General features: G+C 57.3%; 11 protein-coding genes. 6 read left to right on the top strand and 5 right to left on the bottom strand.

Features of this window, described 5'->3' with window-relative positions; genetic code table 11:
• Positions 1-65 precede the first annotated feature (65 nt).
• From pdxR to UN63_RS06740, 6 genes are all read left to right on the top strand, one after another.
• Complete coding sequence (pdxR, locus tag UN63_RS06765; protein WP_104486014.1) at positions 66-1532, top strand: MocR-like pyridoxine biosynthesis transcription factor PdxR; 1467 nt, start codon at positions 66-68, stop codon at positions 1530-1532.
• A 404-nt stretch (positions 1533-1936) separates the two neighbouring features.
• Positions 1937-3697 (top strand): sulfoacetaldehyde acetyltransferase, encoded by a 1761-nt coding sequence (xsc, locus tag UN63_RS06760; RefSeq protein ID WP_104486013.1) that lies wholly within the window; start codon positions 1937-1939, stop codon positions 3695-3697.
• A 218-nt stretch (positions 3698-3915) separates the two neighbouring features.
• Positions 3916-4869 carry a bifunctional enoyl-CoA hydratase/phosphate acetyltransferase gene (locus tag UN63_RS06755; RefSeq protein WP_104486012.1) on the top strand — a complete coding sequence of 318 codons (954 nt, stop codon included), beginning with the start codon at positions 3916-3918 and terminating at the stop codon, positions 4867-4869.
• Positions 4870-4906: 37 nt separating this feature from the next.
• Positions 4907-5200, top strand: coding sequence for a DUF6506 family protein (locus UN63_RS06750; RefSeq protein ID WP_104486011.1), 294 nt, complete (start codon positions 4907-4909; stop codon positions 5198-5200).
• A 178-nt stretch (positions 5201-5378) separates the two neighbouring features.
• Complete coding sequence (locus tag UN63_RS06745; RefSeq protein WP_104486010.1) at positions 5379-6815, top strand: NCS1 family nucleobase:cation symporter-1; 1437 nt, start codon at positions 5379-5381, stop codon at positions 6813-6815.
• A gap of 613 nt (positions 6816-7428) precedes the next feature.
• Positions 7429-8865, top strand: coding sequence for an NCS1 family nucleobase:cation symporter-1 (locus UN63_RS06740; RefSeq protein ID WP_104486009.1), 1437 nt, complete (start codon positions 7429-7431; stop codon positions 8863-8865).
• Between the two features lie 91 nt (positions 8866-8956).
• Here UN63_RS06740 and UN63_RS06735 read toward each other — a convergent pair whose 3' ends face one another.
• From UN63_RS06735 to UN63_RS06715, 5 genes are all read right to left on the bottom strand, one after another.
• Entirely contained in the window at positions 8957-9481 is a 525-nt protein-coding gene (locus UN63_RS06735) for a universal stress protein (RefSeq protein WP_104486008.1), read from the bottom strand.
• Positions 9482-9555: 74 nt separating this feature from the next.
• A complete protein-coding gene (locus UN63_RS06730) occupies positions 9556-10899 on the bottom strand; it encodes a TRAP transporter large permease (protein ID WP_104486007.1) in 1344 nt (447 codons plus the stop codon).
• Complete coding sequence (locus tag UN63_RS06725; RefSeq protein WP_104486006.1) at positions 10892-11482, bottom strand: TRAP transporter small permease; 591 nt, start codon at positions 11480-11482, stop codon at positions 10892-10894. The genes UN63_RS06730 and UN63_RS06725 overlap by 8 nt, the downstream gene beginning before the upstream one ends.
• Before the next feature lie 61 nt (positions 11483-11543).
• Positions 11544-12560 (bottom strand): TRAP transporter substrate-binding protein, encoded by a 1017-nt coding sequence (locus UN63_RS06720; protein WP_104486048.1) that lies wholly within the window; start codon positions 12558-12560, stop codon positions 11544-11546.
• A 298-nt stretch (positions 12561-12858) separates the two neighbouring features.
• The gene (locus tag UN63_RS06715) at positions 12859-14637 is read right to left on the bottom strand and encodes a cobaltochelatase CobT-related protein (protein WP_104486005.1); all 1779 of its coding nucleotides are present in this window, start codon (positions 14635-14637) and stop codon (positions 12859-12861) included.
• Between the last annotated feature and the right edge of the window lie 4 nt (positions 14638-14641).

The following is a 14641-nucleotide window of genomic DNA, read 5'->3' as shown; positions in this document are numbered from 1 at the left end:
ATGGCGCATTATGGCTCCGGCATTTTTGCGTCTGTTTTCTCACTCGTAGACAGGTAAGTCGCTTCATGTTCCCGTTGTTTCATTTCTCCACGGAAAAAACCACCAGTCTTCAGCAGCAGCTGCGCGAGCAGATTGCCGCCGCCATCATCAACGGCAATATTCCCCAGGACAGTCCCCTACCTTCCAGCCGCAAGCTGGCCAAACAATTGAGTATTGCCCGCAATACGGTGGTGTTGGCCTACGAACACCTGCTGGACGACGGCTATCTGATCGCCAAAGAGCGCAGTGGTTATTTCGTTAATCCGGAAATTCTGTCCCGCCAGCTGAAGGTGCCACAGCAGAGCAGCCGGAAAGAGGGAGGCTCTCCACCTGACTGGGCACACAAACTCAAGATTATCCCCAGCCACCAGCACAACATCACCAAGCCCAAAGACTGGCAGAAGTATCCCTATCCCTTTATCTACGGCCAGTTCGATACCAGCCTGTTTCCCAGCAACAACTGGCGCGAATGCTGCCGGGATGCGGTGAGCGTGCCGGCGATCCGCGACTGGGCCTCTGATCGTTTTGATGCGGATGATCCGCTGTTGATCGAGCAGATCCGCACCCGGCTGCTGCCACGGCGCGGGGTCTGGGCCTCGGCGGATCAGATACTGGTTACGGTCGGTGCCCAGCAGGCCTTGTATATGCTGGCCCGGCTGCTGCTGGACAAAGACAGCACCATCGGCATCGAAGAGCCGGGCTATGTGGATATCCGAAACATCGCCACCATGAACCCGGCCCGGGTACGCGGTCTGCCGGTCGACGAGCAGGGGTTGATCGTCGACGAGCGGCTCGATGGCTGTGATGCGGTGTTTACCACCCCCAGCCATCAGTGCCCGACCACGGTGACCATGCCGCTGGAACGACGCTACGCCCTGTTGGAAAAAGCGAGCGAGCAGGACTTTCTGATCATCGAAGACGACTACGAGTGCGAGAGTAACTTTAAGTCCAACCCCATACCGGCACTGAAGAGCCTGGATACCAACGACAGGGTGCTGTACGTCGGCAGCCTGTCCAAGACCCTGGCGCCGGGGCTGAGGCTGGGTTATCTGGTGGGGCCCGCCGAGCTGATTCGCGAGGCCCGGGCCTTGCGCCGTCTGATACTGCGCCATCCGGCAGCTAACAATCAGCGTTCTGTGGCGCTGTTTCTGGAACGGGGCTACCACGATGCCCTGATCATGAATATCGCCAAGGCCTATGAGGAGCGCTGGCAGGAGATGGGGAATGCGTTGAACGAATACCTGCCTTCGGCCAGTCGCCAGCCCAGCTTCGGTGGATCCTGTTACTGGGTGCAGGGGCCAGAAGGACTGGACAGTCGCCTGTTGCGAAAGGAGGCGGCCGACAGAGGCATACTGATAGAACCCGGCGATATTCACTTTCTCGAACAGCCGGCGCCGCTCAATTATTTTCGTCTCGGTTATTCCTCGATCCCGGCCCACAAGATACGACCGGGCATCAAGGCACTGGTGGAGCTGATTGAAGACATGGTCTGATTTTCCCTTGCCGGGGCGACGGTCGATTCGTTCTCGATGAGTAATGTTTTTAAAATGTTAACAAAAAGGCGCCGCAAGGCGCCTTTTTTGTATTCAAGATTATGAATAATAAGGATTTATTTTCTGGCGTAACGCTTGTTACGTAACTGGTCCTACTCAGTGATACCCCCAGTTCCTACTCTAGTCCCCAGTGAATCGCTTTCAGGTCACCAAGCGTCATTTGCCTGAGTCGGTTTGCCCGGGAGGGGAAGCCCGGGGGGACCACCAATATGGCGGCACTCGTTGCGATTTGCCCTGAATCAATAATAACGAACGTAAACCTGCTTAAACCGAACATTGGATTGAACACTCCGAGGTGGCGGTACTTACCGTTACCAATAGGACACAGCAAAAGGAAGACAGCTATGCCACGTATGACTCCTAGTGAAGCCCTGGTTGAAACACTGGCGGCCAACGGTGTAACCGATGCTTTCGGCATCATGGGCTCCGCCTTTATGGATGCCATGGATATTTTCGCTCCAGCCGGTATCCGACTGATTCCGGTAGTTCACGAGCAGGGTGCGGGCCACATGGCCGACGGCTATTCTCGCGTCAGTGGTCGTCACGGTGTGTGTATCGCCCAGAACGGCCCCGGTATCACCAACTTCGTTACCGCCATCGCCGCCGCCTATTGGGCGCACAGCCCGGTAGTCTGTATCACTCCCGAAACCGGCTCCATGAGCCAGGGTCTGGGTGGTTTTCAGGAAGCCCAGCAGCTGCCTTTCTTCGAAACCATCACCAAGTATCAGGGTCATGTGGCCAACCCGGCCCGTATGGCCGAGATCACGGCTCGCTGTTTCGACCGCGCCATGCTGGAAAACGGCCCGACTCAGCTGAACATTCCGCGTGATTTCTTCTACGGCGACATCAACGTCGAAATCCCCCAGCCTATCCGCATCGAGCGCGGTGCCGGTGGTGAGCAGAGCCTGCAAGAAGCGGCCGAGTTGCTGGCCAACGCCAAGAACCCGGTCATCATCTCCGGTGGCGGTGTGGTGATGTCCGACGCGGTAGAAGAATGCAAGGCGCTGGCCGAGTTTCTGGGCGCGCCGGTAGTGAACAGCTACCTGCATAACGACTCCTTCCCTGCCAGCCACCCGCTGTGGTGTGGTCCCCTGGGTTACCAGGGCTCCAAGGCCGGCATGAAGCTGATTTCCCGTGCCGACGTGGTGCTGGCGCTGGGTACCCGCCTCGGTCCGTTCGGCACCCTGCCACAGCACGGCATGGATTACTGGCCGAAAGACGCCAAGATCATCCAGGTTGACTGCGATGCCAAGATGCTGGGTCTGGTGAAGAAGATTTCCGTCGGTGTCTGTGGCGATGCCAAGGCCGCCGCCGTGTCCATGCTGAAGCGTCTGGAAGAGCTGAATGTGTACTGCCTGGAAACCAAAGGCGCTCGTGGCAGCGAAATTGCCGCCGAAAAAGCGGCCTGGGAACAGGAACTGGACGAGTGGATCCACGAGAAGGACGACTACTCTCTAGACATGATCGCCGAACAGGCCGAAGAAGAAGGCAGCTTCCTGCACCCGCGTCAGGTACTGCGCGAGCTGGAAAAAGCCATGCCGGAAGATGCCATGGTGTCCACCGACATCGGTAACATCAACTCGGTGGCCAACAGCTACCTGCGCTTCGAAAAGCCGCGTTCTTTCTTCGCCGCCATGAGCTTCGGCAACTGCGGTTACGCCCTGCCCACCATCATCGGTGCCAAGGTAGCTGCGCCCGAGCGTACCGCCATCTCCTACGCCGGTGACGGTGCCTGGGGTATGTCAATGATGGAAATCATGACCTGTGTGCGTGAGAACATCCCGGTCACTTCCATCGTATTCCACAACCGTCAGTGGGGCGCCGAGAAGAAGAACCAGGTCGACTTCTACAACCGTCGCTTCGTGGCCGGTGATCTGGAAAACCCGAGCTTCGCAGACATCGCCCGCGGCATGGGAGCCGAAGGGGTTACCGTCGACCGTCTGGAAGACGTAGGTCCGGCCCTTAAGGCCGCCTGTCTTGCCCAGAAGGAAGGCAAGACCACCGTTATCGAAATCCTGTGTACCCGCGAACTGGGTGACCCCTTCCGTCGTGACGCCCTGTCCAAGCCGGTACGTCACCTGGAAAAGTACAAAGACTACTGCTGATAGCGCAGGCTGCCCGCTCTGGCGGGCAGCCAAGCCGGATGAGATTCATTCATCTGCAATGTCTTTGCCCAGTACTAAAAAGGGTTGGCTGAGCCAGCCCTTTTTCTCTCACTCTCTTGCCGCTCCGTCGCTATAGAGAGGTGAACCACGGGAGATAACCCGATGCCATTGCCCAGTGGTCTCCGGTTGTTTTCTGTCTGTCAGGAAGGAAAGGAATCATGCTCAGTACCACTCCCAAGGAATGTCCGGCCCGGCTGTTGGCCCAGGCCCGTCATCACCCCCGGGTCACCACAGTGGTGATTAACCCGGTCAATGAGGTTTCGCTAGCCAGCGCCCGCATGGCCAGTGAGCAGGGGTTGATCGAGCCGATACTGGTAGGCGATATCGAGACCATGCGTCGTCAGGCCGAGGCCATGGGCTGGGACCTTGATCAGGTTCGTCTGGTGCAGGCAGCCGACGAAACCGAAGCGGCCCGGTTGGGGGTTGCGCTGGTCAGCCAGGGCGATGCGCATTCCATCATGAAGGGACATGTGCATACCGACATTCTGCTGCGGGCCGTGCTCAACAAGGCGGCGGGTCTGCGTACCGACAGCCGCCTGAGTCATGTGTTCTACATGACGGTGCCCGGCAGTGACAAGGCGCTGTGCATCACGGACGCGGTGATCAACGTGCAGCCATCGATACTCGACAAGCTGCATATCGCCCGCAACGCCATCGAATTCATGCATGCTCTGGGTAACGATGAACCCAAGGTGGCACTGCTGTCGGGCACCGAGGAAGTGAGCAAGAGCATGCCGTCCAGCCAGGACGCGGCCGAGCTGGTCAAACTGGCGACCATGGGCGCCTTGCCCGGCGCCGTGGTGGAAGGTCCGCTGGCGTTCGACAATGCGGTATCGCCCGAGGCGGCGGCCATCAAGGGCATCAAGGGGCGGGTTCCCGGGCAGGTGGATATTCTGCTGGTGCCCAACCTGGAGTCGGGCAACTTCCTGTTCAAGCAGATGGTATATTTCATGGGGGCGACCGCCGCCGGTCTGGTGCTGGGCGCCCGGGTGCCCATCATACTGACGTCTCGTGCCGATCCACCCGAGGCCCGTTTGGCTTCCTGCGCCCTGGCGTCGCTGTATTGCGCCCATAGGTCGGCACAGGCTCAGGCCCTGGAACAGGTATCCTGAATTCCGCTTTATTCCGCTTTCGTTAAAGGAGTCGCTTATGTCGCTCAGTCGTTATGGTTTTATTGTGAAAGGCGCGGATCTGGAGCTGTTCAAGCACCATAGCCGCATCAAGAGTGAGTTGTTCGATATCGCCGTGTCCGGCGTGCAGACTCTGGAAGAGGCGGTCATGGCCGCTCAGGAAATGCTGACCCGGCGCATCGAGGTGATCGAGCTGTGTGGCGGCTTCAGCGCCGAGGAAGAGGCGCAGATCCGCGAGGCGATCAACGATCATGTGCCTCTGGGCCGGGTGCAATATCGCAGTGAAGACCAGGCCCGGGTCGACTGGCCCTAAGCATCCTTGTCGGCGGATCCCGCAGCGGATCCGCCATGCTGTCATTATCCCGTCTTCCCATTTTTTTCCCGTTAACGTTCTCCGCTAACTTTCTCCCTTAACTACGCGATAACTCCCATGCTGTGCTTATACTGAACGATAGCCAATTGGCCATATATCTATTCAGGGAGCCTACGTTATGGATGATTCCAAGCTTGAGATAAAACACATCGACCCCTCGCTGTACAACGAGGATCTATGTCCGATCAAGCATAAGGACAGAACCTGGGGCTGGTTCGAGATCTTCAACGTCTGGTCAAATGATATTCAGAGCCTGTTCGGTTATACCCTGGCGGCCTCGCTGTTCCTGTCTTACGGACTGAACGGCTGGGCGGTCATGGCGGCCATCATTCTGGCCGGCTGCATCGTGATGGTGCTGGTCAACCTGACCGGCAAGCCCAGCGTGAAATACGGCATTCCCTTTCCGGTGATGATCCGGTCCAGCATGGGGGTGCGCGGTGCCAACTTCCCGGCCCTGTTGCGGGCCATCATCGGTATCTTCTGGTACGGGGTACAGACCTACTTCGCCTCGACTGCCGTCACCCTGATGCTGACCGCCCTGTGGGGACCGGGCAGCGGCGAAACCTATCTTGGCATGTCCGGCACCGCCTGGCTGGCCTTCGTAATTGTGTGGGTGTTCCAGATTGCCCTGTTCTGGCAGGGCATCGACAAGATAAAGATATTCCTCAACCTGGCCGGACCGCTGGTGTATGTGGTAATGCTGGTGCTGATGGCCATCGTCTGGTTTGAGGCCGGCGATGAACTGCTCCCCGCGGTCGGCACTATCTTCAGCGGTGGCGCCAGCTACGAGGGGGGCGATATCGCCGCCTTTACCGCCATCGTCGGTACCATGGTTGCCTATTTTGCCGCCGTGGTGATCAACTTCGGCGACTTCACCCGCTTTGTACGCAGTGAACGGGAAATGAAAATCGGCAACCTGGTGGGCCTGCCTCTGAACGTAGCCTTCTTTTCCTTTATTGCGCTGATCATTACCGCCGGTACTCTGGTGCTGTTCGGTGATGCGCTGACCAATCCGGCGGATATCGTCGAACGGGTCGACTCCCTGCCGCTGACCATTATCGCGGCGCTGACCTTCTTTGCGGCCACCGTCGGCATCAACCTGGTGGCGAACTTCATTCCGCCCGCCTACGATCTGGCCAACCTGTTCCCCAGGGTGATCAGCTTCCGTATCGGCGGTCTGCTTACCGCTATCGTGGCCTTTTTTGTCGGCGCCTTGTGGGTATCGGTGATCAGCCAGATCGGTATTCCCGGCTTCGTTAACGCCCTGGGCTCGGTGGTGGCGCCTTTTTACGGCATCATCGTGGTCGATTACTATCTGATCAAGCGCCAGGAACTCAATATGGAGCAGCTATTCTCGGCGGATCCCAAGGGCGCTTATTACTACAACAAGGGCTGGAATGGCCGGGCGCTGCTGGCTTTTGCCATGGCGGCGGTATTTTCCATCTCGACGGTACTGGTGCCGGCACTGAGTAACCTCAACGGCTACGGCTGGTTGCTCGGCGCCGGACTGGGTGGGCTTTTCTACTATGTTCTGATGTCCCGCACCAAGCACTAGCGAACGCCGGAACGAGCATTTCTGCCATGAAAAAGACGAGACTACGGTCTCGTCTTTTTTTGTTTGCCCAGCGAAGCTGGCAAACCCGGAGGGCTGAAAGAAGTCCGGATCACCACGACTGAGGGGAAGACAATCCGACAGGTAAGGGCATGGCCGACCCAAGCGTCGTTATTCTGAACTTAGTATTATTCAGCTTTCTTTTAAGGGGTCGTTCAGGTCTAAAAATCAGAAGAACGAGCCCTTTGCTGTTAACAAAAAGATACCGTATTTGTACTCATAGTGATTTTTATGGGGGGACGTGAAGGGATGCTTCGCCTGTCAATGAACATAGGCCATGATTTTATAGTGTTGTTTTTTTTATTGTTTTTGTTTTTTCGGCAGTGGTGGTGGGCCTTTGTTGTTATCAGTGTTTGTAACAAAGAGGAGATTATTGGTAACAAAATGGTTTGTATTACAATGGATGGCGCATTATTGTTAATGATAGGTTGTGCTTTTCGTGAGCGAAATGTGAGAATGAAGAGCATCACCCAGTCGCACCCGACACCAGTACGATCCGGCCCGTCCATTTTTCGGTGTCGGACCGATTATTTTATTCATTTAGGGAGAGTCATTCATGGATGACAGCAACCTCGACATCAAGCACAGGGATCCCTCGCTGTACAACGAGGATCTGGCCCCGATCAAGCACAAGGACAGATCCTGGGGCTGGTTCGAGATCTTCAACGTCTGGTCAAACGATATTCAGAGCCTGTTCGGTTATACCCTGGCGGCTTCGTTGTTCCTGTCTTACGGACTGAACGGCTGGGCGGTAATGGCAGCCATCATTCTGGCCGGTTTCATCGTGATGGTGCTGGTCAACCTGACCGGCAAGCCCAGCGTGAAATACGGTATTCCCTTTCCGGTGATGATCCGGGCTAGCATGGGGGTGCGTGGCGCCAACTTTCCGGCCCTGTTGCGGGCCATCATCGGTATCTTCTGGTACGGGGTACAGACCTACTTCGCCTCGACTGCCGTCACCCTGATGCTGACCGCCCTGTGGGGACCGGGCAGCGGCGAAACCTATCTTGGCATGTCCGGCACCGCCTGGCTGGCCTTCGTGATTGTGTGGGTGTTCCAGATTGCCCTGTTCTGGCAGGGTATCGACAAGATCACGATATTTCTCAACTGGGCCGGCCCGCTGGTGTATGTGGTAATGCTGGTGCTGATGGCCATCGTCTGGTTTGAAGCCGGCGATGAACTGCTCCCGGCAGTCGGCACCATCTTCAGTGGTGGTGGTGACTACGAAGGAGGGGATATCGCTGCCTTTGCCGCTATCGTCGGTACCATGGTTGCCTATTTTGCCGCCGTGGTGATCAACTTCGGTGACTTCACCCGCTTTGTACGCAGTGAACGGCAAATGAAAATCGGCAACCTGTTGGGTCTGCCCCTGAACGCGGCTTTCTTTTCCTTTATCGCGCTGATCATTACCGCGGGCACCATGGTGCTGTTCGGTGATGCGCTGACCAATCCGGCCGATATCGTCGAGCGAGTCGACTCCCTGCCGCTGACCATTATTGCGGCGCTGACCTTCTTTGCCGCCACAGTGGGCATCAACCTGGTCGCGAACTTCATTCCGCCGGCCTACGATCTGGCCAACCTGTTTCCCAGGGTGATCAGCTTCCGTATCGGTGGTCTTATCACCGCCTTTGTGGCCTTTTTTGTCGGTGGCCTGTGGGTATCGGTGATCAGCCAGATTGGTATTCCCGGCTTCGTTAACGCTCTGGGAGCTGTGGTGGCGCCTTTCTACGGCATCATCGTGATCGATTACTATCTGATCAAGCGCCAGGAACTGAATATGGAGCAGCTGTTCTCATCTGATCCCAAGGGCGCTTATTACTACAACAAGGGCTGGAATGGCCGGGCGCTGGCGGCGTTTGCCATGGCGGCGGTATTTTCCATCTCGACGGTACTGGTGCCGGCATTGAGTAACCTCAACGGTTACGGCTGGCTGCTTGGTGCCGGTCTGGGCGGACTCTTCTATTATCTGCTGATGTTCCGGACCAAGCGCTAACGGGGGCGGGGGCCGTATCCCTGAAATGAAAAAAGACGAGACTCCGGTCTCGTCTTTTTTTTTCGGGTGATTACCGGTGTAAGGCCGGGGATCAGTGCTTTTGTGTCGCCGGTTCGGTAGTGGCGACTTTTTCGGGGCGGGGCACTATCAGGGTGGGAATACGGGACTCGCGCAGCACGTTCTTGGCCACGCTGCCGAGCAGGGTATGAAACCACCCCTTCTCGTGGGCGCCCATCACGATCAGATCGCAGTTCAGCTCCCTGGAGCGCTTGAGGATGGTTTGGGTGGGATAACCTTCTACTACCTCGCAGCCGATGATTTTGCTGCGCATGGGCTGCTCTTGTGGCGCTATCACATCCCAGAAATGGTCCAGGCGCTGCTGCAGCTGGTCCCGGGCGTGATTGAGGCGCTGATGCAGAAACTCTTTACGGCTGCTCTGATTGAGAATGTAGGACTGCAGGGTCAGCCGTTCATCGCTGGACAGCTCTTCGACCACCTTCAGAATATGAATCTCGGCACCGGTCTGTCTGGCCAGATAAACGGCGTACTTGAAGGCGTAAGAGGCGTTCTTGGACAGGTCGGTACAGTAGAGGATCTTGTTTACTTCCGGCAACATGGGCGTATTCCTCATCGTGAATATAAGGACAGGGCCGACAGCTGTCGGCCCTGTCTATCATAGTGAACCCGTCGCTAATATCCCAGCAGTCCGGGCAGGAACAAGGTGATCTGCGGTATGTAGGCGATGATGAACACCGCGAGTACCGAGGTCACGGCAAACGGCAGAGCGCGAACCGAAATTTCTTCGATGGAGGTACCGGACACCCCGGAGGCGATAAACAGGTTTTCGCCCAAAGGCGGGGTCTGGAAGCCGATGGACAGGCAGCACACCACCACTATGCCGAAGTGAATCGGATCTATGCCCAGGTTATAGGCTATCGGCAGCAATACCGGCGTCAGTATCATGATGGCGGCCAGGGTTTCCATGAACATGCCGACAAACAGCAGGAAGAAGATGATCAGCGCCCAGATAAGATACAGGTTGGTGGTCATTTCCAGCATGGAGGCGGCGACGATGGCCGGGATCTGGTTCTCGACCAGCAGACGGCCGAACACAGTGGCGGTAAACAGGATAAGCAGCACCCGCCCGGTCAGCCAGGTGGTGGTTTCCAGCGAGCGCATCACGTCCTTGAACTTCAGTTCCCGGTGCACGAAGAAACCGATCACCAGTGTATAGAAGATGGCGACGATGGCCGACTCGGTGGGGGTGAACAGACCGCTGTAGATGCCGCCCAGAATTACCACCGGCGCCAGTATCGACCAGAACCCCTTGCGCAGGGCAGTTCGGGTAACGCGGGCCGACCAGCCTTCGGTTGTGCCCTTGTAACCGTGCTTGCGACACAGAAAATAGTTCATGATAAGCAAGCCACCCGCCAGCACCATGCCCGGCAAGACACCGGCGATAAACAGCTTGGGAATGGAAACCGACTGAAACTGGCCGTATTGGGCAATGGCCTCGGGAGGCGCCATCATGCCCATGGCGGAAATACCGAAGATCACCATGGGAATGGAAGGCGGTATCACCACACCGAGGCCACCGGATGAGGCGGTAATGGCAGAGGCATAACCCTTACCGTAACCGCGATCTATCATGGCGGGTATCATCAGCATGCCGACGGCGGCAGTGGTGGCCGGACCCGAGCCGGAAATGGCGCCGAAGAACATGCAGGCCATAACGGTGGCGGCCGACATGCCGCCGGTAAAGGGGCCGGCAAAGCTTTCGGCCAGATCCACCAGCCGCTTGGATATGCCCGCCGCTTCCATCAGGGCACCCGCCAGAATAAAGGCAGGCAGGGCCATCAGGGGAAAAGAGCCGACCGAGGTAAAGGCGATCTGCACAAACTTGATGGGGTTCTCGTCCAGATAAATAAAAGACGCCAGAGCGGCTACCCCCAAAGACACACTGATGGGAGCGCCGAGCAGCAGTAACAGCAGAAAGCTCCCGAACAGGATCATGACGACTGATGATTCAACCATGGGTATGCTCCTGCTTTAACTCGGTTGTGCTGGTGGAATTTTTAGAAGAAGAGGAAGATTCGATCAGCTTCTCGACTTCCAGTGATTCGGGATCCCGGATATCTATACCCTTAATCAGCTTGTAATAATTGACCTGCAGTATGCGTATGGTCATGAGTGCGAAGGCAATGGGCAGTATCATGTAGACATATTTCATCGGGAAACCCAGGGTCTGGGATTTCCAGAACAGGTTCATCTTGTTGAACACGAAGTCGTAGCTCAAAAAAACAAAGTAGGCGTTGAAACAGACCCAGATCAGATCCGCGATGGCCTCGGAAATAACGGCGACAATGGGCGGAAAGAATTTGAACTGAAAGGTGACCCTGTTGTGGGCGGCGAGCTTGGTGGCGTAGCTGGCGCCGAAATAAACGAACCACACAAACATGTAGGTCGACAGTTCCTCGGTCCAGGACAATGAATGATCGAATACCTGGCGCGATATGATCTGGATGAAGAGCAGGATGACAAAAGAGGCGAGCAGCGTCCTGCAGATCACGTTTTCGATATTGTCGATAATCTTGAATATCAGTTTGCCGATGGTCATGGCAATTTCTCCCTGAAAAAAGAGCACCCGTTCAGGGGTGCTCTCCGGTTGCAGCAACGGTTTAGATGGTGTCGCGTCCCAGGGATTTAAGGATGGTGTTCAGCTTGTCCTTGCCACCCAGCTGGTCATAGTACTTGGGCCAGACTTGGTTGACGGCTTTCTCCATCCACTCCTTTTCGCCGTTGGCCGGCTTGGTGATTTCCATGCCTTTGGCGGTCAGCTCGGCCTTGATCTTGTCTTCCTGCTCTACCAGCCATTTGGCGCTGTGCTCGGTCGCGGTCTGACCGGCTTCCAGAATGGCCTGCTGTACGTCGGCAGGCTGAGACTGGAACACGGCTTCAGACACGATCAGCGGCTCGATGGAGAACAGGTAGCGGATATCGGTGATGTACTTCTGCACTTCGTCAAACTTCATGGCCGAAACGGTGAGATATGGGTTGTCCTGACCATCTACCACGCCCAGCTGCAGGCCGGTAAAGGTTTCTGACCAGGCCATGGGGGTCGGGTTGATGCCCCAGGCGCGATAGGTATCGATCATGATTTCGTTCTGAGGAACGCGGATCTTAAGGCCTTCCAGATCCGCCAGTGTCTCTACCGGTTTCTTGGAGTTGGTCAGCACCCGGAAACCGGTATAGGTCCAGCCGACGATGCGCACACCGGCGTCACGAATGGTATTTTCTGTCAGTTCCTTGCCAACGTCGCCCTGAGTCAGGGCCACCGCATCTTCCAGGCTCTGCATCATGTAGGGTAGGGTCAGAACGCCAACGGTAGGAGAAAAGGGGGTCACGTTGTTGATGGCCAGAATGGAGAAGTCGAGCAGCCCCATGGAAGCATCGTTGATCGTTGCCTGCTCGTCACCCAGCTGACCGTTGAGGAACATCTTGGTGTCGTGTTTGCCGTTGGTTTTTGCCTTGAACTCTTCCGCAAATTTCAGTCCCAGCGCGTGCTGTGCGCTGCCGGCACCGTCACCGACCGCGACCCTGAAGGTGGCGGCATGGGCCATCGAACTGGCTGCGGCAATGGCGCCCGCACAAAGGGCGAAGGACATAGACTTGATAAAACGTTGCTTGAATAACATGGCTTCTTGCTCCGGTTTTTGATGCTCCGCCACTGGGGGGGAGTCGTGACCTTCCGTGATGCCAGGCGAATGAAGCCTTCTGCTTCAGGTCGCCTACAACTGGCAGTGTTTTTTATTCATGCGCTCTCCCGGCCTGCAGGCTTCCTGCCGGGCCGAGAGGATATACCCATGGTCAATACTCGAATCTGGCCCCTTAAATAGTTAGGGCCACTTGTGTCTGTGGGCTGGGACCAGAATTTAATTTCTTTAATTTCAGATGCTTGCAATTACGCATTGTAAACTTAATGTTATTTTTTGGTTATCTATTTTCCAGCGTCTTACCCATCAACGCCAGCACTTCATCGAATACTTTGTTGTCCAGAGTCCGGCTCAAATCCAGCAGCTGGCTGTGCCGATAGTAGTCGCTCAGATCCAGTCCCACGCCCAGGGCGCAGAGGGAGATTCGGCCCTCCCGTTCCAGCCGGCCACTGACCTGTCGCAGGTGCAAGTCGAGAATATCCTGTTCGTTGCACTGACGGGTTGCGGTGTCCATGGGGCAGCCGTCGGAGATCACCAGCAGCAGCCGATCCTGGGCGGGCTGTGCCAGCAGCCGCTGTTCCGCCCATAACAGCGCCTCGCCATCCAGCCCCTCGCGGAACAAGTCGGCCTTGAGCAGGGCTGCGATATTGCGGCGGGCTCGTCGCCAGGGCGTATCGGCATCTTTGTAGACCAGGTGACAACGTTCGTTCAGCCGGCCGGGATTGGCCGGACGGCCGCTTCGCTGCCAGCGCCGCAGCGGCTGACCGCCGTTCCAGTGACCCGTGGTGAAACCCAGTATTTCCACCTTGGCGCCGACCCGTTCCAGTGCCCGGGCCAGGGTATCCACCAGCATGCTGATACTTTCGATATGGGGACGCATGGAGCCGGAGTTGTCGATGAGGAAGGTGACCACCGCATCGCCTTTCGGCTCTTGCTGTTCCTGCTTGAATACGCGACGGTCGGCCACCGAAGTGACCAGGGTCGACAGCCGGCGGCCGTCGAGTTGCCCTTCTTCTTCGCCGAAGCTCCAGCCCTGACGTTGTGGGCGGGCCAGCAGGCGGCGCAGTTTCTTGGTCAGCACATTCAGGTTCAGCCCCTGCTCACGGATGCGGTTATCCAGACCTTCTCGCAGGCGCTCCAGCAGCTCGGGACGCACCCGCTTGTGAGCGGGCCACTCCCGGTCGAAACTGCCGTCGTAAACGTGATAGTCCAATGCCTCGGCGGCCTGGCGCAGGCGACTATGGTGACTTTGTTCGGCCAGGGCCTGGCCGGCTTCATCGCCGCCTTCCAGATCCAGCAAGAGGCCGAACGCCCGTTTGGTGTCTTCGCTGAGCGCTTCTTCCTGTTTGCCATCGGCGCCTTGCTTCTGGCCGAGATCGTCGATCAGCTCGTTCATACACAGGGCGATAGACAGAGCCTGCTCGGCGAAGGCGGCCTGATCATGGCGATGGCGGCGGATCAGACCGAAGGCGGGGCCTATCTCCCGTAGCAGAAACATGCGGGTCGACTCAATCATCATCTCGGTGGTTTCTTCCAGCGGCCCGCCGCCCAGCTGCACCCAGCTCATCTGGGCCAGGGTGAACAGCAAGAGCCCGATATGGGTTTCGGTCTGGCCCGAGGCCTGAAACTGGTTGCACCAGGCGTCAAATCTGTGATGCAGGTTGTGTTTGCTGCCCGGGTGCCAGGATTCGACCAGAGACTCGACCCTGAGCTGTTCCAGCAGTTCGAACACCAGCCGGGCGATGGGCGGCGTCGGCAGCCAGTGTCGGTGAAGCTCGGCATCGTTGTGGCGCAGGCGCAGGGCGATGGCATCGGCGACGCCACGAAATGAGCCCAGATCGTCCAGCCCCTGCTGCGGGTGCAGATGGGGTGCGCGCAGCGGATAGGGCCGCCCCTGCAATTCCAGCCGGTGCCCCCGGTAACGCAGAGCATGCTGGGCCGACAGGGCGCGGATCAGGGCGGCGCTCAGTTCTTCGAGTCGCTGCTGCCTGCGTTCTTGTTGGGCCTGGTCCTGGCCCTGGCCCGGTGTAGTAGGGGGTGTAGTAGGGGGCGTGGTCATATTG

This window comes from Oceanisphaera arctica, assembly GCF_002936955.1.
In the GTDB taxonomy this organism is placed as follows: domain Bacteria; phylum Pseudomonadota; class Gammaproteobacteria; order Enterobacterales; family Aeromonadaceae; genus Oceanimonas; species Oceanimonas arctica.
Note: the sequence above shows the minus strand (reverse complement) of the source record. Positions and strands in the feature narration are given on the sequence as shown.